The sequence below is a fragment of the Paenibacillus paridis genome, from assembly GCF_006345825.1.
Taxonomy (GTDB): Bacteria; Bacillota; Bacilli; order Paenibacillales; family Paenibacillaceae; genus Pristimantibacillus; species Pristimantibacillus paridis.
The window spans coordinates 1,123,053-1,147,284 of the sequence record NZ_VCIX01000092.1; the positions used below are offsets into that span (position 1 = coordinate 1,123,053).

A 24,232-nucleotide genomic window follows, 5' to 3' on the forward strand; every position below is an offset into this window, starting at 1 on the left:
TGGTTCGGAGCAGCATTTTGGAGTGGTGCTTTACGGCATAAAAGCGGCTAATTACGCCATATATAAGCTAAACTTTTTGAATCGGTCAATAATTCTAATGCTTGGTTTGCGACATTTTTCCTCCTAGATAGTTTTCTTATTGGCGCAAAAGGAGTAAAATGAAAGTATTGTGACCCAAAATAGATGATGAAGGATGGAAGAACCAGATGTCTAAACAGCAAATTGGCGTTATTGGATTGGCCGTAATGGGTAAAAACCTTGCCCTTAACATTGAAAGCAGAGGCTTTACCGTTTCTGTATTTAACCGCTCGCGCGAGAAGACAGACGATCTCGTACAAGAAGCAGCAGGCAAAAACCTTGTTCCAACCTATACAATCGAAGAATTTGTGCAATCGCTTGAAGTGCCCCGCAAAATTTTGATCATGGTACAAGCAGGAGCAGGTACTGACGCAACTATCGATTCCCTGGTTCCTCATTTGGCGGAAGGCGATATTATCATCGACGGCGGTAACGCTTATTTCCCTGATACCGTTCGCCGCAGCAAAGATCTTGAAGCGAAAGGCTTCCGTTTTATTGGTACAGGCGTATCCGGCGGCGAAGAAGGCGCTTTGAAAGGTCCTTCCATTATGCCAGGCGGCCAAAGATCAGCTTATGAGCTTGTCGAGCCGATCCTGACTGCAATCTCCGCTAAAGTAGGCGACGACGCTTGCTGTACGTATATCGGACCAGATGGTGCCGGTCATTATGTGAAAATGGTACATAACGGCATTGAGTATGGCGATATGCAACTCATTTGCGAAGCGTATGACCTGCTCAAAAACGTGCTTGACGTTAGCGCAGAAGAGCTTCATGAGATTTTCTCCGAGTGGAATAAAGGGGAGCTGGACAGCTACCTGATCGAAATCACTAGAGATATTTTCTCGAAATACGATCCAGAAACAGGCAAGCCAATGGTTGATGTTATTTTGGATTCCGCTGGCCAAAAAGGTACAGGCAAATGGACAAGCCAAAGCTCGCTTGACCTTGGCGTGCCGCTTTCCATCATTACAGAATCCGTATTTACACGCTTCTTGTCCGCTATGAAGGAAGAGCGCGTAGCTGCAAGCAAAGTGCTTAACGGACCTGCCAAAAAACCTTTCGAGGGCGACCGTGCAGCATTTATCGAATCTGTACGCAAAGCGCTGTTCGCAAGTAAAATTTGCTCGTATGCACAAGGCTTCGCTCAAATGCGTGCAGCTTCTGAAGAATATAACTGGGATCTTAGCTACGGCGAAATCGCTATGATTTTCCGCGGCGGCTGCATTATCCGTGCACGATTCCTGCAAAACATCAAGGATGCTTATGACCGTGATCCTAACCTGCGCAACCTATTGCTTGATCCATACTTCCAAAACATCGTCGAGTCATACCAAGGCGCATGGCGTGAAGTGATTGGAACAGCGGTTGCCAACGGTGTACCGGTTCCTGCATTCTCAAGCGCGATTGCGTATTTTGACAGCTACCGTACAGAGCGCCTGCCTGCTAACCTGCTTCAAGCGCAGCGCGATTACTTCGGTGCCCACACGTTCAAGCGTTTGGACAAAGAAGGCAGCTTCCACTTCAACTGGATGCAATCTTAATCGAAGGGCTGGCTAAAGCTTCGGCTCGTGAGGATTGTCCTTATTTAATCCGTAGGCTGCTTGACGCAGCCAATCACGCAGCCGATCAGCTTCTTGATCGCAGTAATGTCTGCGGTGAATGAGCGACATGGCCGCTTCGGCAAAAAAATGAAAGTTTTGCAATAAGCGTGGCTGCGACAGATCCATTAAGGCGGGATCTTCGTCAGCCACCTTTTTTTTAATATATTCAAGCATCCAAATGACATCGTCGCGGCGCAGTGGGTGATCAGGATCAAGAATTCGGTTGATGCGTTTTTTGGTAGGATGGGTATCAGGCAAATGGAGATCACTGTTCATTGCTGGCATCACTCCTGTTTTTTGAATATACATCATTATCATCCATACGGCATATGCAACTTTTTTATACCCTAGAATTGCAAAAAAATGATATGATATTGTAGAAAAATTGCTTTAGAAGCACGAAAAGGGTGAAACGGTTACGATGGAGAGGCAGCAGCATAAGAAATTAGTGCTTATTGGCTTTATGGGAACCGGCAAATCAACCGTAAGCAAGCTGCTCAACGAGAAGCTAGGCTGGAAGCGCGTTGACGGTGACGAAGAAATTGAGAGACTTGAAAACAAGCGGATTTCGGATATCTTTGCCGCAGACGGCGAAGCGGGTTTCCGCTTAATCGAAACGAAAGTGCTTGAGACGATTTTGACCAATGAGGAGTCTTGTGTTTTGGCAACGGGCGGCGGGGCGGTTCTAAGCGCCTATAATCGTGACCTGATGTTAAATCATGGATTGGTTGTAGCTTTAAAGGCGAGCCCCGAACAAATCATTGCACGCGTGAAAACAGATAGCGCAAGGCCGCTGCTGCATGGGGATGCGGCTGAGAAGGTCCATCAACTGCTGGAGCAGCGCAAACATGCCTATGACTTTGCCCATATTTCGATCGATACGACCGACCTATCAGCTGAAGAGGTCGTTGAGGCTATTTTGGCCCAGTGGAGCTTGGAGCAATAAATGAATGGATCATCACGTTGACCAGCCTTCGGGCCGGTTAGGGTGTATATATTATTGTTAAGGGAGATCATACGAACTATGGACGTTTTAGTGACACCAACGCCAAGGCTTGAAGGTGAGCTTCAAGCGCTTTCTTCAAAAAACTACACGACTCGTTACCTGCTGGTAGCGGCACTTGCAGAGGGTACGAGCACCATTTACTATCCGGCTCATAGCGAAGATAGCGACGCAATGCGCCGCTGTATCCGAGATCTTGGAGCAATCGTGGAAGAGGACGAAGAGAAAATCGTCATCACCGGCTTTGGCCGAAATCCGAAACCGGTTGAACAGCTAGATGTAGGCAACGCGGGGGCGGTTTTGCGTTTTTTGATGGCGATCGCCGCGTTATGCCCCGATGTAACCTTTATTAATCGTTATCCGGATTCGCTGGGCAAACGTCCACATAGCGACTTAATTGAATCCTTGACTGCCATGGGCGTATCCATTGAGCATAATGACGGCAAGCTTCCGATTCGCATTCAAGGCGGAGCGCCTAAGGGCGGCAAAATACAAGTGTCAGGCAATATTAGCTCCCAGTTTTTGAGCGCGCTTCTATTCTTGACGCCGCTGCTGCCGGAAGACAGTGAAATCGAAGTGCTGCATGATTTGAAATCGAAGGTCGTCGTCGGCCAGACGCTTGAGGTGCTTGAGCAAGCGGGCATCGTCATTCATGCTGACGAGGATTATATGCGATTCCGTGTTCCTGGCAATCAAAGCTATGCGGCAAAAACATATTCCGTGCAGGGTGATTACCCGGGCTCCGCGGCGATCTTGGCTGCGGCGGCCGTTACGGATTCCAATGTCATTGTTCACCGCCTTGTAGAGAATAGCAAGCAAGGGGAACGTGCCGTCGTAGACGTACTGAAAATGATGGAGGTTCCACTTACGCATGAAAACGGGATTGTTCACGTTAAGGGTAACAAAAAGCTGAAGGCAGTGGAGTTCGATGGGGACCATGCAACCGATGCCGTTCTTGCCATGGTTGCCGCAGCTGTCTTTGCAGAGGGCACGTCGCGTTTTTATAATGTAGAAAACCTAAGGTATAAGGAATGTGATCGGATTACCGATTATTTAAATGAGCTTCGCAAAGCAGGCGCCAACGTGGAAGAGCGCCAGGCCGAAATCATTGTGCACGGCCGGCCGGAAGGCGTTGAAGGCGGCGTAGAAATTAACGCTCATTATGATCACCGAGTCATTATGGCGTTGTCGGTTGTCGGTCTCCGTGCGAAAGAGCCGATCCGCATTCGCGATGCCCATCATGTGGCAAAGTCGTATCCTATTTTCTTTGACCATATGAAAGCGTTAGGCGCAAACGTTGAATGGATTGAAGGCTAAACAAGCGAGCGGTTTTTTAACATAACGGATGGAGGCGTTAAGATGGCATTTGAGAACCCGAGTCGTGAGCATATCAAAGGCATTTTGGAGAAAAGCACCACTGTAGCCGTAGTTGGCCTGTCCGATAAACCTGACCGTGTATCCTATATGGTATCTGAAGCGATGCAAGCTAAGGGTTATACGATTATTCCAGTCAATCCTAATGCCGATACCATTTTAGGGCAAACCAGCTATGCTTCCCTGAAAGATATTCCTGTACCTGTAGATATTGTAAATGTGTTCAGGCGCAGCGAGCATACGCCTCCTGTCGCTTCGGAAGCCGTCGCCATTGGCGCAAAAACGCTTTGGCTTCAACTTGGCATCGCTAATGATGAAGCGGCAGAGATTGCGGCCTCAGGCGGCTTAGAGGTTATTATGGACCGCTGCATCAAGGTAGAGGATTCGATTTTGCTGCCTAACGGAAAACCCAAAACCTGACTGTAATAAAAAACGCGGTACTCCTGCACAATAAGAAGGCTTCGGATGTGCGCGCCGAATGAACACGACATCGGCGCCACGAAGACTTTATGATTGTAATCCAAGGAGGACACGACGTGAATCAATTTTCGCAACAACCGGGTCAATATCAAGGTCAACAGAGCTACCTGAACCAAGGGACTTCATTTGAGCCAAGTGGTTATGTGCAATCGCACTATCAAGGGCAGCTCAGCCAACCGACTTTTGGCAGACAATCGAACTTTAACGGTTCAATTGCGCCAAGCGGTTATCAATCGTCTAATTCGTATAACCAAGGTGCGCAGCATTTTGCATCTAACGGTTATTCGAACATGACTCATCCGGTGGGAACGAACAATTCATTCATATCGCATCAGCCGGTTCAAAGCTATGCGCAATCGCCGGCAACGGCTTTTGGCAACGTAGGCCCGGTAATCGCACACGTTGGCTATCAAGCTGGGGCTGAGCAGCAGCATTCGTATTATCAGCCTTCCAACATTGGCAACCAGTATGCTCAGCATACTTCATCCAATTATGGTGGCTATGCCCAAGGCAATGCGCAAAACAACTACGGTGGCATGACGGCGACGCATTCGAACACTTCGATTCACCCGGTTTATGAAGCGACAAATGCGTATCAACAATCGGGGCCGGTTATTTCGCATGTAGGCTGGCAGTCGCAAAGCGCCACAAATTCTCCGTATTCCGGTGGCATGCGCTAATAGGTTTTAAAAATTAAAGAAAAGAATCATCGACACCGGCGGGCCTAATTAGGCTCGCCGTTTTACTTTGACAAAAATGAAGCAAACGCTTAACATCGAAATAGATATGTAGGACTAGATGCTTACGAAGTCAGTTTTGCTTCGCAAAACAAAGATAATGCTTACGAAGATAGTTTTGCTTCGCAAAACAAAGATAATGCTTACGAAGTCAGTTTTGCTTCGCAAAACAAAGATAATGCTTACGAAGATAGTTTTGCTTCGCAAAACTTTGAGGAGGTGCGTGATGGCTTTTATGGGAAGCCTGCAGCAGCTCGGTAGAGCGTTTATGCTACCGATGATTGTACTGCCAGGTGCAGCTATCTTTTTGAGCTTGAGCAAGCTGCCTTGGTCGTACATTGGCTTGCCAGGAATGGAAGGATACTTGCTTGCAGCAAGTGATACGATTTTTACGTTTTTACCCTATATCTTCGCGCTTGGCATATCGCTTGGATTAACTGGAAACGCGCTTGCAGCAGGGATGGCAGCTCTAGTGGGCATGATTATTTACAGCGGCGTAACGGGCACCGCAGAGGTTCAGATTGAGCCGACCGTTCTGATTGGTACTTTAATCGGGATGGTGGCTGGTTTTAGCCATGAGCGGTTCAAAAGCCTACGGCTGCCGGAATACATACAATTTTTTGGGGGACCGCGATTTGTCCCGCTGTTCGTGAGCTTTGTTTGCTTGATTTTCTCAATCGGGATGATCAATATCGCCCCTTACTTGCAAAACTTGTTGATCGAGCTGGGAGAGGTGGTTGCGTCAGGCGGGGGCTTCGGCGTATTTTTATACGGTTTTGTTCATCGTATTTTGGTCGTTTTCGGATTGCATCATTTGGTAAGCCACGTGTTCTGGTTCCAAATCGGCAGCTTCGAGACAGCCTCAGGGCAAATGGTGTTCGGGGATTTGCCGAGGTTTTTTGCAGGGGATCCATCGGCAGGCGTATTTATGGCTGGTTTGTACCCGACGATGATGTTTGCTTTGCCGGCTATTGCGCTCGCTATCATTCATGAGGCACGCGAGGATTTGAAGCCGAAAATACGAAAAACCTTTTTATATGCAGCACTTGCTTCGTTTCTTACGGGTGTAACGGAACCGGTCGAATTCGCATTTTTATTCGTGGCGCCTTACTTGTACGTCGTTCATGCCATTTTGTCAGGCATTATTATGTGGGTCACTTATGAGCTGGGCATAAAGCACGGTTTTTCATTTTCGGCAGGCGCCATCGACTTTGTCATTAATGAGCATTTGGCAACTCGGGGCTGGCTGATTATCCCCATAGGCATTGTGGTTGGATTTATTTATTACTTCTTGTTCCGCTGGGCCATTCGGAGATTCCGAATTCCGACTCCAGGCCGTGAGGAAGGATCGCAATTGGATGAATGGGCGGGCGATATCCCCTACCGGGCACCGCTTATTCTGCAAGCCATTGGCGGCAAGCAAAATATCGTGAAAATGGAGTCATGCATCACACGGCTGCGCTTGAAGGTTTCTAACGATAAGCTGCTCGACATTAATGCGCTTCGCAATCTGGGAGCTGCAGGTGTCATCAAGCTAGGCGGAGGGCATGTCCAAGTCGTATTCGGAACGTATTCCGAGCTCATCCGTGAAGAAATGATCAAAACGATTCATCGCGATCAAGCGCAAATTCTGTTCCATTCTCCAATGCAAGGTCGGATGATTCCGCTTGAAGAGGTGCCTGATCCCATTTTTGCCGGGAAGCTTGTGGGACAAGGGGTTGCTTTTATTCCCGACAAGGGCGAGCTCGTTTCTCCCGTTAAAGGGAAAATCATGCATATCTATCCGACTATGCATGCCATAGGCATTCTTACGCCTGAAGGGTTAGAGGTGCTTCTCCATATTGGAATAGATACTTCGGGGCTAGCAGGCAAGGGCTATTTCAATGCAGTGGTTAAAGAGGGCGATGAGGTCACGCCAGGGATGCTGCTTATCAAGTTTGACTTGCAGCGCATCCGCAAGGAGAGCAAGTCACTTGCTACTCCGATGGTAATTACGAATTCCGATCTTGTGCAATCGTGGCGTTATGCGCCGTTCAAAGCGGTTAAAAAGGGGCAGTCTTCGGTTATGTCCGTTGTGCTTAAAGAGAGAAACGGTGGAGGGGAAACACAATGATTCAAGGAATAGGGGCGTCAGCAGGCATAGCGATTGGGAGATCGTTTGTGCTTCCGAATTGGGAATGGGAGCTTCCGGAGCAAAAGATCGATGTCGCGGATTTTGCCCGCGAATTTGAGCGTGTGTATGAAGGCATACGTACATCAAAGTCGGAAATCGAGCAGATCAAGGATGAGCTGCGAGACGTTGTCGGGTCGGAGGAAACCCATATATTCGATGCTCATATCGCCATTTTGGACGATCCTGTCTTCATGAATGAAATTCAAGGCATCATTCAGCGTCAATATAAAGCAGCGGAAGTAGCGGTGAAAGAAGCGATCGATCATTTTGTGACCATGTTCGATTTGCTCGATGATGAATATATGAAGGAGCGCGCACTCGATATTAAGGACGTAGGCAATCGGCTGCTCAAGCATCTGCTTGGCGCGCCAGAAATTACGCTTCCTTCGGATACGCAGCCGTTTATCTTGATCGCGAAGGAGCTGTCGCCTTCCCAGCTTGCCCATATTAATCCGCAGCATGTTCTGGGCATTGTTACCCTCGCAGGCAGCAGAACGTCGCATTCCGCAATTATGGCGCGCGCACTGGGCGTTCCGCTTGTTGTCGGTGTGGAGGCTAAGCTGGAGGAACCGATCCAAACCGGGCAAACGATTATTATCGACGGTAGCGACGGCACAGTGTTTATTGATCCCGAGCAGTCAATCATCGATTCTTTTACGGAACTGCATAGTCACCAAGCCGAAGCGAAAAAGAGGCTGCATGGCATAGCGGGTTACCGTCCGGTTACGCCAGACGGGAAGCGATTGGAGCTTGCGGCCAACATCAGCTCTTTCAAAGAGCTTGAAATTGCCCTCTCCAGCGGAGCGCATGGCGTAGGCTTGTTTCGAACCGAGTTTTTGTATATGGACCGGAATCGTTTCCCGAAAGAAGAGGAGCAATTCGAGGTATACCGGAGTGTAGCCGAAAGGCTAGGCGGTGAACCGCTGGTCATTCGCACGCTTGATGTTGGCGGTGACAAGCAGCTGGATTATTTTGAGCTACCGGAGGAGGACAATCCGTTTTTGGGTTACCGAGCGATTAGGATTTCATTGGATCGTCAGGATCTGTTTAAGACGCAGCTTCGTGCGATCCTTCGTGCCAGCCATTATGGACAGGTAAAGCTGATGTATCCGCTGATTTCATCGGTTGATGAGGTGCGTGCCGCTAACGCTGTGCTAAATGAAGCAAAGCGCGAGCTCGAGGAAGCCGGTTTACCGTATGACAAAGGGATGAAGATAGGCATTATGATTGAGGTGCCTGCAGCTGTCATGATTGCAGACTTGCTGGCGGAAGAGGTGGACTTTTTCAGCATCGGGACAAATGATCTTGTTCAGTTCACGCTCGCGGTTGATCGCATGAATGAGGAGATCTCGCATCTGTATGAGCCTTATCATCCCGCGCTGATCCGAATGCTCCGGATGACGGTGGAAGCTGCTAAGCGGCGTGGAATTACCGTTGGGGTATGCGGCGAGCTTGCTGGGGATCTGAGAGCTCTGCCGATATGGCTGAGCCTCGATGTGGATGAGCTGAGCATGTCTTCTCATTCCATCTTGCAGGTGAAGGAGAGGCTGCTCTGCACCTCTCAGGAAGAAAGCAAAGAGGTGTTCGAGCAATTGCATGGCTGTCGCACAAGCACTGAAATATTGGCGCAGCTTAACGGCTTTATGGAGCGCATAGACAAAAAAACAGCGAATGGTTAAACCATTCGCTGTACAAGCGCGTCTACAAAAGCTTTGGCATAGGGCGGGAGATCTGGCGGACGGCGGGCGGAGATAAGATTGCCGTCGACGACAACCGCTTCATCGTACCAGGTAGCGCCTGCATTCTCCATATCATCACGAATGCCTGGTGTGGAGGTTACCTTGCGTCCTTCTAAAATTTTCGCCGAAATGAGAACCCAGCCGGCATGGCAGATTTGTCCGATAGGCTTGTCTGCCGCATTTAGCTCCTGTACAAGCTGCAATACTTTAGGATAGCGGCGAAGCTTATCGGGAGCCCAGCCGCCTGGAACCAATAGACCGATGATATCTTCGCTATGGACTTCATCGAATGACAAATCGGCTACTGCAGGCACGCCATATTTCCCAATATGCTTTTTGCCTTTCTCAGGGCCTGCGTATAGAACAGTTGCCCCGGCTTCTCGCGCCCGGTATACGGGATACCATAGCTCTAAATCTTCAAATTCGTCGTCAAGCAAGCAGATGACGGTTTTGTTTTGCAATGTCATGATTTCCCCTCCATCTATTAAAGATCTCTATTATTGTAACGAAGGAGAAACAATGAAGCAAACAGATTCGAAAACCGCTATTTTTTCTTTCCCTAGAGCAGTAAGATTTTTGCCGGCAGTAGCCTGGATGGCTGTTATTTTTATATTATCCGCAAGAACGGGTGACGAGATTAACACGATCTTGCCTTTTTTTCAAAAGTTTTTGCCGTTTATGGAAGACTTCAATTGGGGCCATTTTCTAGCCTATTTTATTTTGGCGCTTACGATTGACTATGGGATAGGCAAGAAGGGGGACCGTTTTTGGATCAAAGCGGGCATTGTCCTCTTTTGCGGGCTGTATGGAATTTCAGATGAATACCATCAATCATTCGTAGGCGGCAGAATGCCGGATCCCATGGATGTACGCAATGATATGATTGGGGCAGCGCTCTGGGTAGCATTAGCAGCCGTGCCGCCAATTCGAAAAGTATGGAGAAAAATAGCGCCTTAACTACGGTTATTTGACATTTCGGGAATTTAAAAATAGTAGTAAAAATTACATAGTGAGGAAAGCAGGATTTTTCGCGAAAATGGTCGAATCATTATTACAATGTAACTCTGAAAGCAATGCTTAGCGGCGTTGGCTGCTACTAAGAAGGAGTGGACCACTTTGCATAAACGGTGTCATTGTGGTGACATCATGAAGATGAAACTGCGCACAGTCATTTATTCGGGTAAGGTCGAAATCGACAACGTACCTATTTTTTCCTGTACATCCTGCAATCGAAGCGAAGTGTTCCCGGAAGTGAAGCCGGATTTAACCGGGTTAATTGCTCAGCTTGGAGCTAAGCCGGACAAACAGACATTTCTATTTAACGAATGCAATGAATGGGCCAACTTGCTGGTAGAAGCGAAGGCAGAGAAGCTGAAGACAGATCAACCTGCTTTTGAGAGTATGATTGAGCAGAGGATCAACCAGCTGCTTGATCTCTATTTGCTTGCCCAAACGCTTAACGATGAGGCCTGGATTTTGGATTTGCAAAAGAGGCTGGAGCAAATCAGCCGCCGTACGCTGCTTACATAGCTGCCCAGACACATGCAATCATTGAACGGCAGCAGAAGGAAGCAAGAAAGTAGGATGTTTGACTTGTTTTATGGCAGGACGTATTTCTTTTAAGCATTATTGGGGGAGCAATAGGGTTAGGAATTAAGCAAAGCGATTGTTCCGAGGGATCATACCGGGAACGGTCGCTTTTTTTTCAAAAAAGAGGATGAAGCGGGTTCTTATTGTGGGTTTCTGAACATTTTTAAAATAGTTCATTTTTCCTACTCCGTGGTCGATAAGTAATATAAAAGGATAGTGTTGTAATAGGAGTTAAGATGTGGTAGGTTGGTCAAATGATAGACTTAGCATTGTAAATTAGGAGGCTTATAGGAAAAAACAGGTTGTATCTTTCCTTTGTTCCGTACTTATTTTATCATCAATGCTGCCGGCATCCGCACTGGCCCACTCCGGGCGCACGGACAGCAGCGGGGGGCATAACTGCTCAGACAAATCGAAGGCAAAAGGATTATGCACAGGCTATCACTACCACAATGGCGGCTCTAGCAGTTCCGGTTCTTCCAGCTCTTCCTCTAGCTCCTCGGGCTCTTCTAGTTCATCAAGTTCCGGCTCGTCCAGCTCTGCTGCTAAAGCAGCGGCCAGTGCGCCGGCCCATAAATTTCTCAACCTTAATTTCTACTATAATGACAAGCAGCAGAAGCTTAACAAAAAGCTTGTCAGTTTAAAGGATACGACTTACGTTTCCGTACGGGATTTTTCGACGATTTTTGGATTTGGGCTGGAGACGGACCAAGCAGAGGACATTATTTTGAAAAAAGATAAAAAGGTCATTAAAATCGAACATTCCAGCAATAAGATCTATTTGGATGGTAGCTTTACTGACGTGAAAGCGATTAAGATCGAGGGTTCCTATTACATGCCACTGCGTTCAGCGGTTAAATGGGGGAATGCCAAAATTGTTTCCATCGATAATTCCAGCCTTTATGTTTCATCGAACTAGCGGGATCATGCTTGCTTTAACGAGCGAAACCAGCGGATAGTGTAATTATTTGCTTGGTTGTTCAGCATTTATGAAAACGAATGAAAACTTGTTGGTTCTGGGTTTGTGCTCTGTTATGCTTTGCGTTGCCTCCCCCTTTATGCTATGATTACGTTAATATGTGGCGTACGTAATTTAAAAAATCTGAGCTAATGGAGAGAACCACTGTGACGGTAACCATTTATGATGTAGCAAGAGAAGCTGGAGTGTCGATGGCTACGGTTTCTCGGGTTGTAAACAACAATCCTAACGTGAAACCAGCAACGCGCAAGAAAGTATATGAAGCAATAGAGCGACTAGGGTATCGTCCGAATGCTGTAGCTAGAGGCCTGGCAAGCAAGAAAACAACAACAGTTGGCGTTGTCATTCCCGATATTTCAAATGCTATTTTTGCAGAAGTAGCGCGGGGCATTGAAGATATTGCAAATATGTATCATTATAATATCATTTTGTGTAATGCGGACAAGAAAAAAGACAAGGAAATCCGCGTTATTAACACGCTTTTGGAGAAACAAGTCGATGGCTTGCTATTCATGGGCGGTGCCGTAACCGAAGAGCATTTGCAAGCTTTTAAAACAGCGAATGTTCCAATCGTGCTTTGCGCGACTTCTGATGAGAGCGGACAAATCCCATCTGTTGATATCAATCACGAGGATGCGGCGTTCGATGCTGTGCAGAAGCTGCTTGTCCAAGGCCACAAACGGATTGCTATGATTAGCGGAACGCTGCAGGACCCTTCCAATGGCTTTGCTCGTTTCCAAGGCTACAAGCGTGCGCTAGAGAGCGCAGGCATACCTTACGATGAGTCATTAGTGCGAATCGGCAACTATCGCTATGAATCTGGTGCCGAAGCGATGAAATACTTTATTGAGCTGGACGAGCGTCCTTCAGCAGTTTTTTCTGCAACCGATGAAATGGCGATTGGCGCGATTCATAGCATTCAGGATTCTGGCTTGAAGGTTCCTGAGGATATTTCGGTAATCAGCGTAGATAACAGCCGAATGGCTTCGATGGTTCGTCCGCAGCTTACAGCTGTTGCTCAGCCTATGTATGATATCGGCGCCGTTTCCATGCGTTTGCTGACGAAGCTGATGAAAAAAGAAAATGTGGAACAATCCAAAGTAGTATTGCCGCATGAAATTGTTGTGCGTCAATCGGTTGGAGGAGTATAAAGGATATGTCGTTTAACAAAATAGGAATTATTGGCGCTATGGCGGAAGAAATTGAATTGCTGCATGAGCATGTTGAAGTAGCGTCGGAGACGACAAAAGCAGGCATTACCTATTTTGAAGGTACGCTTCATGGCAAGTCGGTCATTTATTGCAAATCGGGCGTAGGCAAAGTCAATGCCGCGGTCTGTACACAAATTCTAATTGACCTTGGCGCAGATTCAGTGTTGTTTACGGGTGTAGCTGGTGCGGTAGATCCACAGTTGAACATTGGGGATATTGTCGTGTCTACAAGCTGCATTCAGCATGACATGGATTGTTCACCGCTTGGATTTGCCCGTGGAACGATTCCTTTTCATCCGAAATCCGAATTTTTTGCAGATGAGCGTCTAGTCGAGCTCGCATCGGATGCCAGCACAAGATTATTTTCCGGACGCAGCTTGAAAGGGAAAGTGCTGTCGGGAGATCAATTCATCGCTAGCCGCGATACGGTAAAGCTCCTCCACGAAACGCTGGAGGGCGCATGTGCCGAAATGGAAGGCGCTTCGGTCGCTCATGTCTGCGATATGAATGAAATTCCATTTGTAATTATTCGTTCAATGTCGGATAAGGCAGATGGATCAGCGCACGTGAACTTCCCGGAGTTTACCGAAAAGGCAGCGAATCATTCGTACCAAATTATTGACGATATCGTTCAGCATATTTGATTGTTGTTAAGAATGAAGAGAACCAGCCACGATGCTTTCATCGCAGCTGGTTCTTTTTTTGTGGGCTATAAATCTTGTATGACAATATGCTGCATGGCTCTATTTTTATTCGTTATTTCGGTGCGCCTAGGCATCGGCTCGATGTCCGTCGGATCATCCATCCATTTCAAGGGCAGCTGATGAGGGCTCATTGAAGACCAGCGGCTAAGCCAACGGTCTGGAAGCATTGCTTCTTCTCCTTTGGCAATAGCCTTTGCAAGCGGATGGCCCGTCATTGTCAGCCATACCAGTGACCAGGCTCTAGGCACAACCCTAAATATATCATAGCCGCCGCCTCCAAGCGCAACCCACCGCCCATTCGTATACTGATGAGCGAGCTCATGGAGAATGGCAGGAATCTCAGCATAAATCTTCATGCTGCAATGAATGTGAGACAATGGATCGTAAGCATGCGCGTCGCAGCCATGCTGGCTAATGATGACGTCCGGCTGAAAAGCGGCAATCACCTTGCGCAGCGTGACGTTAAAGCTCTCCAGCCAGGAATCATCTTCGGTATACGGCTCTAGCGGCATATTAAAGCAAGCGCCGAAACCGTGATCTACGCCTTTTTCATGGACGTATCCGGTACCTGGAAATAGAAATTTTCCGGTTTCGTGAATAGAATACGTGCACACGTTCGGATCATCGTAAAAAACCCATTGAACACCATCTCCATGATGGACGTCCGTATCGATATAGAGTACCTTGGCGCCGTAAGCTTGACGGATATGCTTAATAGCTACGGCAGCATCGTTATACACGCAAAAACCAGATGCGCGATCAGGAAAGGCATGGTGGAGTCCACCGGCAATATGATAGGCATGTTGGGCACGTCCTGTCATAACGGCGTCGGCGGCGGCTACAGAGCCGCTGACGATGGTCAACGCAGCTTGGTGCATACCCGCAAAGTAAGGAGTATCCTCGGTATGAAGACCGAACTGCTGGGCGAGTACGCTGCTATCGTCAGAATTTACGTCTTCGCTCAATTGTTTGACTGCTGTTAAATAGTCGGTTCGATGGACGAGCGAGAGCAATTCTTCTTCCGTATAGGAGGAGGGATCCTCGATCTGCTCGTCAGTCAGTGCGTTTACTTCCTTAAGCAAGTCAACGGTAAGCGTAATTCGGAGCGGATCAAAAGGGTGCTCCTCACCAAATTTATAACCGCTGGAACCGTTATGATGTATAAAAATAGCATCTGAAGCCATCCCTATCCTCCTAAAGGTTTGCGTAGCAAACCAACTTCGTAAGCAAGAGCTTAGGTTTGCGTAGCAAACCAACATCGTAAGCAAACCTAAATCACTCTAATACATAAAGCGTTGCCGGAAGCGTACGGTGTCGAAATACTCTACCGAGCTGAGCGGAACTTCCTTGCCAATGCGAACCATAAGGCAGTTTGCCGGGTGGGAGCAGATTTCAGGATCATCGGTGGCGAACCAAACCATGCCGACAGCTTCCATTAAACGCTCCATCATTTTGCGATACTCCCAGACATTAAGCTTCGTGCCTTCCAAATCCCAGTGCCAATAATATTCCGTCGTAAAGACAATCATGTTCTCCAATTGCTCATCTGCAAAAGCGAGCTCAATCATCCGCTTGCCAAGACCGCAGCCGCGATACTCATCGGCTACCTCAATAGCACCAAGCTCAATTAAGTCTGTCATGCCGCCTTCCGACCAGCGTTCAAGCTCATCGGCATAGTGAAAGGTAACATAACCAACAATGATGTCTCCTTCGCGTGCCAAAATAATTCTGCCTTCCGGCAATCCGGCGATTTCTACAAGCGCTTCATGCTGCTCTGGCGGCCTGCGGAAGGCGTCCAGTGCGTTGTTCATGGTCATTTGCGCCAGTCTTTCGGGAGGGACGGGACCTTCTAAAATAAGCTCACGACTTGCATCTAGGGAAAGCTGCTCTCGCTGCAAGCGCTTTCGATGTTCCAAGGCTGAACCTCCTTTGCTGTTCGACTGCTGCCTGCACTCGAACCTCTATTACTCTTTATATCAAACATTGGAGAAAATGAAAAGCGTAGTCGAATAGAAATGAGTTATGCTATAATGTGTTTGGCGGTTTAAAACCATGGGATGCGCAAGATGGAAGTCGGCTTGTTTGCCTCAACCGATGACTCGATTTTGTAAGCGTATTCTAAAAATATGCGACATACAGATTTGATGGGAGAGTGATAGTATGATCAACCTACATCAAGAAAGAATTCCAGCTACGGCAACAAACCCGAATTTACCTAATTATGAAGAAGCAGTGGAATCGTTTGACTGGCAACAAATCGAGAGTCAATTTAGCTGGCATACGACCGGGAAAGTGAATATGGCTTATGAGGCCATCGATCGGCATGTAGAACTTGGCAAAGGCGACAAAGTGGCCTTGTACTACAGTGATAGTGAACGGGATGAATCCTACACGTTTGCGGAGCTAAGCAAGCAATCCAATCGGTTCGCCAACGTTTTACGCAAATTAGGCATTACGAAGGGCGAGCGGGTATTTATTTTTATGCCTCGAACGCCAGAGCTTTATTTTAGCGCACTTGGCGCATTGAAGGTAGGGGCAGTAGTTGGGCCTTTATTTGAAGCGTTTATGGAGACCGCGGTCAAGGACCGGTTGCAAGATAGTGAAGCAACTGCCATTATTACGACACCAGCATTGTTCAAACGGATTAAGCGTGATGAGCTTCCGAATTTGAAGCATGTGATCGTATTTGGCAAGGACGTGCCTGATGAAGCAGGCGTGATTAATTTTGCGGAAGAGATGGCTGCTTCATCGGATGAAGCGGATATTGAATGGCTGGATCGTGAAGACGGTCTTATTTTACACTATACATCGGGTTCTACGGGGAAGCCGAAGGGCGTCTACCACGTACAAAATGCAATGGTACAGCATATGTACACAGGCCAGGTCGTGCTTGACCTGAAAGAGAACGATATTTACTGGTGTACGGCTGACCCTGGTTGGGTTACGGGTACGTCTTACGGTATTTTTGGTCCATGGTTAAATGGCGCAACGAATGTTATACGCGGGGGACGTTTCAGTCCTAGCGACTGGTATAGCGTCATTCAAAAATACGGTGTAACCGTCTGGTACAGCGCACCAACCGCGTTCCGCATGCTTATGGGTGCGGGTGACGATATCTCCCAGCAGTTCAACCTGTCCAGCTTGCGGCATGTATTAAGCGTCGGCGAGCCTCTGAATCCGGAGGTTGTTCGTTGGGGCTTGAAGGTCTACGGCCAACGTATTCATGATACATGGTGGATGACGGAAACGGGAGGCCAGCTTATCTGCAATTACCCTAGCATGGATATTAAACCCGGTTCCATGGGAAAACCTCTGCCAGGCATAAAAGCAGCCATTATTGATGACAGCGGCAATGAGGTTCCGCCTTATCGTATGGGGAATCTGGCTATTCAGACTCCTTGGCCATCGATGATGCGCAAGGTTTGGAATAACCCTTCTAAGTATGAGGAGTATTTTTATCTCAAAGGCTGGTATATCTCTGGCGATTCAGCTTATATGGATGAGGACGGTTATTTCTGGTTCCAGGGGCGCATTGATGATGTGATTAATACAGCAGGCGAGCGCGTAGGGCCATTTGAGGTCGAGAGCAAGCTTGTTGAGCATCCAGCAGTGGCAGAGGCAGGCGTAATCGGTAAGCCAGATCCGATGCGCGGAGAAATCATTAAAGCGTTTATTGCCCTTCGTGAAGGCTATGAAGCATCCGATGAACTGAAGCAGGAAATATCCCAATTTGTCAAAGTAGGCTTATCCGCTCACGCGGCTCCTAGAGAAATCGAATTCAAGGATAAGCTTCCGAAGACACGCAGTGGAAAAATCATGCGAAGAGTACTTAAAGCATGGGAGCTCAATCTTCCAACGGGTGATTTGTCTACGATTGAAGATTAATGAACTCATGAATAAGCAAGAAATAGTAGAAGAGAGGATGGCTCCTATGGGAGTCATCCTCTCTTTCTTCGTGAATAGGGTTTAACGCTGAAACAATTCAACCCATTCCCCTTCTGGACCGCTTACAAAAAAATAACGATAGCCATTTGGAAGTGTTGTAATTTCATCATCTAAGAATGCGACCTCAAGCTGTTTCAATCGAATGAACTCAGCTTCAATATCACTAACAGAAACCGCAAAATGATGAACCTTTCCTTCGGTCGAAAGGTTGTCGTTATAGCCACTGATTAGTTCCAGTTCAGTTTCGTCAGAATGTCCAAAGCCTAGGAAGGCAAGCTCGATGATGCCGTTCGTATGAGGAATTCTCCCTTTCAACTCAAATCCGATGATATTGGTATAGAAGGCGATGGAAGCCTCCATATTTTGAACCATAATGCCCACGTGATCAATACGCTTTTTTGTCATTGAAGGGTTGTCCTTTCTCTACTAGGTTTATTAACGTTTATTTGTTGTTTATCAATGTTTTCTATCATAAGGAGAAGGAAATTAGCTGTCAAGTAGGAATTATCGGATTATCTAGAGCACTTTATTGATTTCTGGAAAAAATGGGTTGACAATTGTCGATACGGATTTATAATGGGAATAGTTCCGAGTAATTTGGTAGGAATTATTGGATAAAGGAGGTTTACTTATTGGAAAAGCGTCAATTAGGCAATAGTGAGCTATATCCTTCCGTTATTGGGTTCGGTTCCTGGGCAGCCGGCTTGTCTGGCTGGGGAGAAGTTGATCATAACCAGATTGAGAAAGCCGTTCAGCGCGCTTATGAATTAGGGATAACCTTTTATGATACAGCTCCTGCTTATGGGCTTGGACGTTCCGAGGAAGTGCTTGGCAAGGCGTTACAGCCTTTCCGGGAGCATATTATTATTGCAACCAAAGCAGGATTGGAATGGAATGAGCAAGGACGATTTAGTATAAACGTAACGAAGCAGAATATCGTTCGCGAGGTAGAAGAGAGCTTGCGGCGCTTACATACGGATTATATTGATTTGTATCAGCTTAATTTTCCGGATTCCAGTGGGAAAACAACAGTCGAAGAAACGTTTGATACGTTAAATGAATTGGTGAAACAAGGGAAAATCCGTTATATAGGCGTATCGAATTTTAATGTGCAGCAGCTAGTAGCCGCACAAACGGTTAGCCATGTTGTATCGCTGCAATCACCCTATAATTTGTTCCAGCGGGATGTGGAGCATGCGGCCTTGCCGTACGCCAAGCAGCAGAAAATAGGATTTATTCCTTATAGTCCGCTGGCACAAGGGCTGTTGACCGGCAAATTCAATTATTTAACCAGGCTCCCGGAAACGGATGTCCGAGCACAGTTGAATCCGTTATTTTCCGAAAAGCAATTTGTTAAAAATCTTGTCATTGTTGAAACCTTTACCGGCATTGCTCGTGCCATTGGCAAGCCGCTGAGCCAGGTTGCAATTAATTGGCTGCTGTACAGAAATGAAATTTCTACGGTGATTGCAGGAGCCAAAACGGCTAAACAGGTGGAGGAAAACGCCGCTTCCGTAAAGTGGAAGCTTTCTAGAGAAGATTATGAGCAAGTAAGTCGATTATTTGAGACGGATTCCTCTTATGTGATATGAGGATTGGATTCCAAAAAAAGGCAGCAGCCTCGGAAGAGGCTGCTGCCTTTTTAATTAATGTATTACCTAATGCGGATTAACTAACGGTTTGCTTTGAAGAGGGAGCTGACTCGCCATTTACGTTCTCCGATGTTACATAGAACGCTCCTGTGATCAAGGGAGCCACGTACTCAAAGCTTGTTTCGGAAGTGGACCCGATTTTGGTATATTTGCCATCGTTGTTTTGGCTGTAGTACACATGATATTGGGTTACCTGATCAGAGACGCTATTGGATGACCAAGTTAAGCGAACGCTGAGATCGGATTTCGCCGCTTTTACGCCAGTTGGCGCAGAAGGAGCTGAAGTAGCTCCTGTCTCATTGCCTGATCCGTTCCCGCTGCCATTTCCGCTACCGTTATTCGCGCCTCCGTTGCCATTATTGCCACCCGCTGGCGGATCTGGCACGACCGGAGTGCTGCCATACTGCATCAATTGGCTTGGTGCCGATTCCTTGCCTGCCACATCGACAGCCGTTACATAAAAGGTTTGAGAGCCCGACACGTACAGTTTCATGCGCTTCTCGGCGCCTAAAATAATGGATTCGCCTTGCTTCTCATAGGTTCCTTGACTTGTCGACTTGTAGACGCGGTATCCGACGACGTCTTTGGCCGAGCTGTCATTAAAGGTTAAGATGAGCGCGCCGTCTGTGGCTTGCAGCTTCACAATGGAAGGAGGCGGCGGTGCTGCTCCGTCATCGACCCTTGGATCATTTTTCGAAGGGGCATTGTTTTCTGCATCTGCCGGTAAGTAAACCTCAAGCGCTCGGCGGCTGCTTGCAGGAAGCTTCGACTGTGCGTTCTTAATCTCATCCATCAGAACATCTAGCGGCTTCTTCCGTTTAATAACGATTTTTTCTTTCACCATGTCGCTTGGCGTCGCAGGATTTGGAACATAGTTGACGCCTTCGTAGGTGATATATGCCATCTTCACAAGGGCATCATCACTTTTCTTAGGAATATATTTTTTATTGAACCAGTCGGTTACCATCATGCCGGCCTCTTTGGTTAGCTTGCTTGGCAGCAAACCGCTGGCACTGGAGACCGTTGCTTTAACGATGCCTTCCGGACGCTCGAATTTGTCTGTGACGAACATCTCCGGCTTTTTCTCCACCAGTTTGTTCATGATAAGTGCCCATATGGAACGTGCTCTCGCTTTACCTTCCTCGGACAAGGAGTTGACTTGCTCCTCATAACCAGCCCAAACGCCTAGTGTCACATCCGGCGAGAAGCCCATGAACCAAACATCACCATAGCTTTGCGTTGATCCCGTTTTACCTGCAATTGGAATTTCGCCGTATTTGTCGAATTGCTTCTTCAGCTTGTTAGCTGAACCGTTGCTGGCGGAAATAACCGTTGAAAGCATATCGGTCATTAGGAAAGCTGTTTGCTCCGAAAATACTTGCTTTGGCTCTACTTTATGCTCGTATACGATCTTGCCGTTGGCATCGGTAATTTTTGATATCATGTATGCGTCATTGAAAACGCCTTTGTTCGGAATAGCTCCGTAAGCATTCGTAAGTTCCTCTACGGAAACCCCGATGCTTAATCCTCCGATTACGCCCGTTTGCGCATACGCATCCTCGGGTTGAAGCGTCGTAATGCCAAGTTTCTTGACAAAGCTCCAGGCATTTTCAATTTTAACCTCTTCATTGAATATTTTCAGTGCCGGAAGATTCAATGAACGGTTCAACGCTTCGCGGGCCGTGACCAGACCAGCAAATTTTCGGTTGACGTTCATTGGAATATGGAAGCCCTTTTGACCATCCTTCAGTACCATTGGCGCATCATCGATGATGCTGGCAGGTTGGATGATGCCCATATCGATTGCCGGAAGATAGGCTGCCAATGTTTTCATGGTTGAACCCGGCTGTCTCGTCATCTGCGTCGCGTAATTGAGCTGCTCCTCATAGAAGTCGCGTCCTTCGAGCATTCCGACGATTGCCCCGGTTTTGTGGTCCAGCATCACGGCTGCGATCTGTTCTAAGCCTTTCTTCTCGCTGTAAGGGGAGAAGTTGTCGGCATTGGTCCCGATTTCGCGCATCAGCTGATAAATATCCTTATCGATTGTCGTATAGACATGATAGCCGCCGCGAAGCAGATGCTCGCGTGCTTCCTCAATGAGAGGCGCGTTTTCTTTTTTGCGCAGATCGGCTTTCGTTAATGTACTGTCTTGCTGCATCAGCATGATTTCTGCTGCTTGCCGCTCGGATTCGAGCATTAAATAAGGATAAGTGGTGTAGGCCTTCTCAGACGGCTCAGCAAGCGTTTTACGAATGTCGAATTTGAGAGCCTCGTCGTACTCTAGTTGAGTGATACGGCCAGTCTCAAACATTCTCTTCAGGACCGTCCGCTGACGGCCTAACGCAAGGTCAAAGCCAGCTTGATTGAATTGGCCTTTGCCCGTAAAAGCGGTATACGCTGAAGGACGCTGCGGAAGCCCTGCCAGATAGGCCGATTGCGCTAGATTCAGCTGGTTCAGGTCGGCAATGTTGAAGATCCCTTTGGCAGCAGCTTTAATTCCGAACAAGTTGTATCCGCTCGAGCCATTGCCGAACGGCACTTTATTCAAATAAGCGGCTAAAATTTCTTTTTTCGTCAAATACCGCTCCATCCGCAGCGATAAGAAAATCTCTTTGATTTTGCGGCTGTCGGTTTTGTCTAGGCTGAGAAATACGCGCCGCGCGAGCTGCTGGGTCAGTGTGCTGCCCCCGGTCTGCGTATCTTCATTTAAGAGCTTCTGCTTGACGGCTCGGCCAAGCCCATTGATGTCTACGCCTTTATGCTCGAAAAAATTGTTGTCTTCAATACCAAGCACGGCATTGATGACTTGCGGCGGTAGATCATCGTATGTAATGATCATCCGGTCTTCAGAGGTTCTTAGCTGCCCGACAAGAGAATCGTCATTGAAGTATACAAAGCCGGTTATTGCATTTTCCCCAACTTTTTCTTCAATAACGGTTCGTGGTCTTATTTCTTCGTTTTTCACGAGTGCTGCCACATAGCCGGTCACAGCGCCTCCGGCAAGCAAACCGATGAAGATTCCGAAATATACCATCCATTTTACTGTTATAAAAGTTACAATTCCGAAAGTACGCCACTTGCTTCGTTTGACTGGCGTCGGTTGTTGTTCTTCTTGCATGTTCATGACTCCTCCTCCAAATAGCACACCTATTATAACATAAATCGCCAAAGTAACGCATTGTTTAACAACAATTGACTTCGTTAGAACCCTATGGTATAACTTCAATTAATGTTTCATCTATTCAATGCTATGAAGGGCACGAGTAGACAGCGAATCGTCATTGCAGAGAGCCGGTGGTTGCTGAGAACCGGTATGCGCCGCTTGTTGAATTACCGCCTGGAGCTAAGTGAAGGAACCGTATGCTCTGTATATCAGTTGTAGTCCAGCTATGGCGAGAAGCCGGTGGGCCGCTGAATGAGCCGTAGTAGTTCACTTCGGAGACCGTCTCCGTTATCAACAACGAAGTGAGAGCGATGTTTTTATTGTCTGAGAGACAGGCGTGCTCTAACGAGGGTGGTACCGCGAGCTAATCCTTCTCGTCCCTTGGGGCTGGAAGGATTTTTTATGTCTATATAGACGCATACGGAGGAGGAAAAGTTTTATGGTGAAGTGGGAAAATTTATCGCAAGAGCAGCAGTCTGAGGTGGAACGCCAGCTATCGGTTATTCGTCGCGGTGTCGTGGAGATCGTGCCGGAGGAAGAATTAAAAAATAAGATAGCGAATGCGGTTGTAACGGGAAAGCCTCTTAAGGTCAAGCTGGGTCTAGATCCTTCGGCGCCGGATATTCATATTGGGCACACGGTCGTCTTGCATAAGCTGCGGCAATTTCAGGAGTTTGGGCATGAGGTGCAGCTTTTGATCGGCGATTTTACGGGAAGGATCGGTGATCCGACGGGGAAATCAGAGACGCGAAAGCAGTTGACGGAAGAAGATGTGAAACGGAACGCGGAAACCTACCAGACACAAATCTACAAAATATTGGACCCGAACAAAACGAAGCTCTATTACAATTCGGAGTGGCTGGCACCCCTGAATTTTGCGGATGTCGTGAATCTGGCTGCGAAATTAACGGTCGCACGCATGATGGAGCGTGACGATTTTACCAAGCGCTATACGACGGGCCTGCCGATCAGCGTTCATGAATTTTTTTACCCGCTCATGCAGGGCTACGATTCCGTTGCGCTGGAATCGGACGTAGAGCTCGGAGGTACGGATCAGAAGTTCAACCTGCTTATGGGGAGAACCCTGCAGAAGGAATACGGCAAACCGGCGCAAGTTGCTATAATGACTCCGCTGATCGAAGGCTTGGACGGCGTCAACAAAATGAGCAAGAGCCTCGGCAATTACATTGGCATCGATGAGGAACCGAATCAGATCTACGGCAAGTCGATGTCCATTCCCGATGAGCTGATGTTCAAGTACTACGAGCTGGCCACCGATTTGAGCAACGAAGAGCTTGCTGGATTAAAATCCGGACTGGAAGACGGCAGCGTTCACCCGAGGGATGCCAAAATGCAGCTGGCCGCAACATTCGTTCGGATGTATCAAGGGGAAGAAGCTGCGAAAGCAGCCGAAAACCATTTTATTACCGTTTTTCAGCAGCGCGCGCTGCCAGAAGACATTGAAGAGGTCGCAGTGCCGCAAGGTGAGCTTGAGCACGGACAAATTCGGATTGTAAAGCTTCTTACTTTGCTAGGCTTGCAGCCGACGAGCAGTGAAGCAAGGCGAAGCGTCCAGCAGGGCGCAGTACGTATTAATGAAGAAAAAATAACGGACGTTAATGCGGATGTTGCTCCAAAGGACGGGGATGTCCTGCAGGTAGGCAAACGCAAATTTGTGAAACTTAAATTGGCATAGTTGTTCTAAATAAACTTGTTGAATTGATATGATTCAACAAGTTTTCTTTTTTTGGAAACAAAATCCCAATTCGAACGTATTAAATAACGGAAGCAATAACAGGTTCT

The 24,232-nt window shown here is 47.5% G+C and carries 21 protein-coding genes, 2 pseudogenes and 1 other annotated feature; of the genes and pseudogenes, 16 read left to right on the forward strand and 7 right to left on the reverse strand.

What is annotated here, in order from left to right:
* Positions 1-206: 206 nt before the first annotated feature.
* Entirely contained in the window at positions 207-1,619 is a 1,413-nt protein-coding gene (gene gndA / locus FJQ58_RS26770) for an NADP-dependent phosphogluconate dehydrogenase (protein ID WP_139998077.1), read from the forward strand.
* A 12-nt stretch (positions 1,620-1,631) separates the two neighbouring features.
* On the opposite strand, the gene FJQ58_RS26775 is transcribed toward gndA, so the two are convergent.
* Positions 1,632-1,955 (reverse strand): hypothetical protein, encoded by a 324-nt coding sequence (locus FJQ58_RS26775; protein ID WP_139998079.1) that lies wholly within the window; start codon positions 1,953-1,955, stop codon positions 1,632-1,634.
* A 145-nt stretch (positions 1,956-2,100) separates the two neighbouring features.
* Here FJQ58_RS26775 and FJQ58_RS26780 point away from each other — a divergent pair, with 145 nt between their 5' ends.
* The 6 genes from FJQ58_RS26780 (at position 2,101) to ptsP (ending at position 9,125) form a co-directional block, all read left to right on the forward strand.
* The gene (locus FJQ58_RS26780) at positions 2,101-2,625 is read left to right on the forward strand and encodes a shikimate kinase (RefSeq protein ID WP_139998081.1); all 525 of its coding nucleotides are present in this window, start codon (positions 2,101-2,103) and stop codon (positions 2,623-2,625) included.
* Between the two features lie 78 nt (positions 2,626-2,703).
* Complete coding sequence (aroA, locus tag FJQ58_RS26785; RefSeq protein ID WP_139998083.1) at positions 2,704-3,999, forward strand: 3-phosphoshikimate 1-carboxyvinyltransferase; 1,296 nt, start codon at positions 2,704-2,706, stop codon at positions 3,997-3,999.
* A gap of 42 nt (positions 4,000-4,041) precedes the next feature.
* Positions 4,042-4,476 (forward strand): CoA-binding protein, encoded by a 435-nt coding sequence (locus FJQ58_RS26790; RefSeq protein ID WP_139998086.1) that lies wholly within the window; start codon positions 4,042-4,044, stop codon positions 4,474-4,476.
* Between the two features lie 116 nt (positions 4,477-4,592).
* Positions 4,593-5,216, forward strand: coding sequence for a hypothetical protein (locus tag FJQ58_RS26795; protein ID WP_139998088.1), 624 nt, complete (start codon positions 4,593-4,595; stop codon positions 5,214-5,216).
* 283 nt (positions 5,217-5,499) lie between these two features.
* Entirely contained in the window at positions 5,500-7,386 is a 1,887-nt protein-coding gene (locus tag FJQ58_RS26800; protein ID WP_139998089.1) for a glucose PTS transporter subunit IIA, read from the forward strand.
* Entirely contained in the window at positions 7,383-9,125 is a 1,743-nt protein-coding gene (gene ptsP, locus FJQ58_RS26805) for a phosphoenolpyruvate--protein phosphotransferase (protein WP_139998091.1), read from the forward strand. Before FJQ58_RS26800 ends, ptsP begins: the two co-directional genes overlap by 4 nt.
* Here the strand turns inward: ptsP and FJQ58_RS26810 are convergent.
* Positions 9,122-9,652 carry a type 1 glutamine amidotransferase domain-containing protein gene (locus tag FJQ58_RS26810; RefSeq protein WP_139998092.1) on the reverse strand — a complete coding sequence of 177 codons (531 nt, stop codon included), beginning with the start codon at positions 9,650-9,652 and terminating at the stop codon, positions 9,122-9,124. The genes ptsP and FJQ58_RS26810 overlap by 4 nt on opposite strands.
* A 52-nt stretch (positions 9,653-9,704) precedes the next feature.
* Between FJQ58_RS26810 and FJQ58_RS26815 the strand changes: the two genes are divergently transcribed.
* The 3 genes and pseudogenes from FJQ58_RS26815 to FJQ58_RS33050 form a co-directional block, all read left to right on the forward strand.
* Positions 9,705-10,142 carry a VanZ family protein gene (locus FJQ58_RS26815; protein ID WP_139998094.1) on the forward strand — a complete coding sequence of 146 codons (438 nt, stop codon included), beginning with the start codon at positions 9,705-9,707 and terminating at the stop codon, positions 10,140-10,142.
* A 189-nt stretch (positions 10,143-10,331) separates the two neighbouring features.
* A complete protein-coding gene (locus tag FJQ58_RS26820; protein WP_338016169.1) occupies positions 10,332-10,715 on the forward strand; it encodes a hypothetical protein in 384 nt (127 codons plus the stop codon).
* 400 nt (positions 10,716-11,115) lie between these two features.
* Positions 11,116-11,193: pseudogene (locus FJQ58_RS33050) on the forward strand (YHYH domain-containing protein); the annotation flags it as partial.
* Positions 11,194-11,219: 26 nt separating this feature from the next.
* Here FJQ58_RS33050 and FJQ58_RS33055 read toward each other — a convergent pair.
* Positions 11,220-11,360 (reverse strand): hypothetical protein, encoded by a 141-nt coding sequence (locus tag FJQ58_RS33055; RefSeq protein WP_238404462.1) that lies wholly within the window; start codon positions 11,358-11,360, stop codon positions 11,220-11,222.
* 28 nt (positions 11,361-11,388) lie between these two features.
* On the opposite strand from FJQ58_RS33055, the pseudogene FJQ58_RS33060 reads away from it, so the two are divergent.
* The 3 genes and pseudogenes from FJQ58_RS33060 to FJQ58_RS26835 all read left to right on the forward strand — a co-directional run.
* Positions 11,389-11,694, forward strand: a pseudogene (locus FJQ58_RS33060) (stalk domain-containing protein); the annotation flags it as partial.
* A gap of 206 nt (positions 11,695-11,900) precedes the next feature.
* Positions 11,901-12,905 (forward strand): catabolite control protein A, encoded by a 1,005-nt coding sequence (gene ccpA / locus FJQ58_RS26830; RefSeq protein WP_139998101.1) that lies wholly within the window; start codon positions 11,901-11,903, stop codon positions 12,903-12,905.
* Positions 12,906-12,910: 5 nt separating this feature from the next.
* Positions 12,911-13,609 (forward strand): 5'-methylthioadenosine/adenosylhomocysteine nucleosidase, encoded by a 699-nt coding sequence (locus FJQ58_RS26835; protein ID WP_139998103.1) that lies wholly within the window; start codon positions 12,911-12,913, stop codon positions 13,607-13,609.
* A gap of 65 nt (positions 13,610-13,674) precedes the next feature.
* Here FJQ58_RS26835 and FJQ58_RS26840 read toward each other — a convergent pair whose 3' ends face one another.
* The gene (locus FJQ58_RS26840) at positions 13,675-14,853 is read right to left on the reverse strand and encodes an acetoin utilization protein AcuC (RefSeq protein WP_139998105.1); all 1,179 of its coding nucleotides are present in this window, start codon (positions 14,851-14,853) and stop codon (positions 13,675-13,677) included.
* Between the two features lie 96 nt (positions 14,854-14,949).
* Positions 14,950-15,585 (reverse strand): GNAT family N-acetyltransferase, encoded by a 636-nt coding sequence (locus FJQ58_RS26845; RefSeq protein WP_274382344.1) that lies wholly within the window; start codon positions 15,583-15,585, stop codon positions 14,950-14,952.
* Positions 15,586-15,829: 244 nt separating this feature from the next.
* Between FJQ58_RS26845 and acsA the strand changes: the two genes are divergently transcribed.
* A complete protein-coding gene (gene acsA, locus FJQ58_RS26850; RefSeq protein ID WP_139998107.1) occupies positions 15,830-17,554 on the forward strand; it encodes an acetate--CoA ligase in 1,725 nt (574 codons plus the stop codon).
* A gap of 81 nt (positions 17,555-17,635) precedes the next feature.
* On the opposite strand, the gene FJQ58_RS26855 is transcribed toward acsA, so the two are convergent.
* Positions 17,636-18,019, reverse strand: coding sequence for a VOC family protein (locus FJQ58_RS26855; RefSeq protein WP_139998109.1), 384 nt, complete (start codon positions 18,017-18,019; stop codon positions 17,636-17,638).
* 227 nt (positions 18,020-18,246) lie between these two features.
* Between FJQ58_RS26855 and FJQ58_RS26860 the strand changes: the two genes are divergently transcribed.
* Complete coding sequence (locus FJQ58_RS26860; RefSeq protein WP_139998111.1) at positions 18,247-19,206, forward strand: aldo/keto reductase; 960 nt, start codon at positions 18,247-18,249, stop codon at positions 19,204-19,206.
* Between the two features lie 76 nt (positions 19,207-19,282).
* Here the strand turns inward: FJQ58_RS26860 and FJQ58_RS26865 are convergent, their stop codons facing one another.
* Positions 19,283-22,384: a transglycosylase domain-containing protein gene (locus FJQ58_RS26865; RefSeq protein ID WP_140000123.1), complete on the reverse strand. Its 3,102-nt coding sequence runs from the start codon at positions 22,382-22,384 to the stop codon at positions 19,283-19,285.
* A 123-nt stretch (positions 22,385-22,507) separates the two neighbouring features.
* Positions 22,508-22,814: a binding site (T-box leader), on the forward strand.
* Positions 22,815-22,871: 57 nt separating this feature from the next.
* Between FJQ58_RS26865 and tyrS the strand changes: the two genes are divergently transcribed.
* Positions 22,872-24,125: a tyrosine--tRNA ligase gene (gene tyrS, locus FJQ58_RS26870; RefSeq protein ID WP_202915367.1), complete on the forward strand. Its 1,254-nt coding sequence runs from the start codon at positions 22,872-22,874 to the stop codon at positions 24,123-24,125.
* The last annotated feature ends 107 nt before the right edge of the window (positions 24,126-24,232 follow it).

What these genes read in the sequence shown, in the direction of transcription:
- gndA (WP_139998077.1), top strand. Translation starts at nt 207, where the DNA reads ATGTCTAAACAGCAAATTGGCGTTATTGGATTGGCCGTAATGGGTAAA.
- FJQ58_RS26775 (WP_139998079.1), bottom strand. Translation starts at nt 1,955, where the DNA reads ATGAACAGTGATCTCCATTTGCCTGATACCCATCCTACCAAAAAACGC.
- FJQ58_RS26780 (WP_139998081.1), top strand. Translation starts at nt 2,101, where the DNA reads ATGGAGAGGCAGCAGCATAAGAAATTAGTGCTTATTGGCTTTATGGGA.
- aroA (WP_139998083.1), top strand. Translation starts at nt 2,704, where the DNA reads ATGGACGTTTTAGTGACACCAACGCCAAGGCTTGAAGGTGAGCTTCAA.
- FJQ58_RS26790 (WP_139998086.1), top strand. Translation starts at nt 4,042, where the DNA reads ATGGCATTTGAGAACCCGAGTCGTGAGCATATCAAAGGCATTTTGGAG.
- FJQ58_RS26800 (WP_139998089.1), top strand. Translation starts at nt 5,500, where the DNA reads ATGGCTTTTATGGGAAGCCTGCAGCAGCTCGGTAGAGCGTTTATGCTA.
- ptsP (WP_139998091.1), top strand. Translation starts at nt 7,383, where the DNA reads ATGATTCAAGGAATAGGGGCGTCAGCAGGCATAGCGATTGGGAGATCG.
- FJQ58_RS26810 (WP_139998092.1), bottom strand. Translation starts at nt 9,652, where the DNA reads ATGACATTGCAAAACAAAACCGTCATCTGCTTGCTTGACGACGAATTT.
- FJQ58_RS26815 (WP_139998094.1), top strand. Translation starts at nt 9,705, where the DNA reads ATGAAGCAAACAGATTCGAAAACCGCTATTTTTTCTTTCCCTAGAGCA.
- FJQ58_RS26820 (WP_338016169.1), top strand. Translation starts at nt 10,332, where the DNA reads ATGAAGATGAAACTGCGCACAGTCATTTATTCGGGTAAGGTCGAAATC.
- FJQ58_RS26835 (WP_139998103.1), top strand. Translation starts at nt 12,911, where the DNA reads ATGTCGTTTAACAAAATAGGAATTATTGGCGCTATGGCGGAAGAAATT.
- FJQ58_RS26840 (WP_139998105.1), bottom strand. Translation starts at nt 14,853, where the DNA reads ATGGCTTCAGATGCTATTTTTATACATCATAACGGTTCCAGCGGTTAT.
- acsA (WP_139998107.1), top strand. Translation starts at nt 15,830, where the DNA reads ATGATCAACCTACATCAAGAAAGAATTCCAGCTACGGCAACAAACCCG.
- FJQ58_RS26855 (WP_139998109.1), bottom strand. Translation starts at nt 18,019, where the DNA reads ATGACAAAAAAGCGTATTGATCACGTGGGCATTATGGTTCAAAATATG.
- FJQ58_RS26865 (WP_140000123.1), bottom strand. Translation starts at nt 22,384, where the DNA reads ATGCAAGAAGAACAACAACCGACGCCAGTCAAACGAAGCAAGTGGCGT.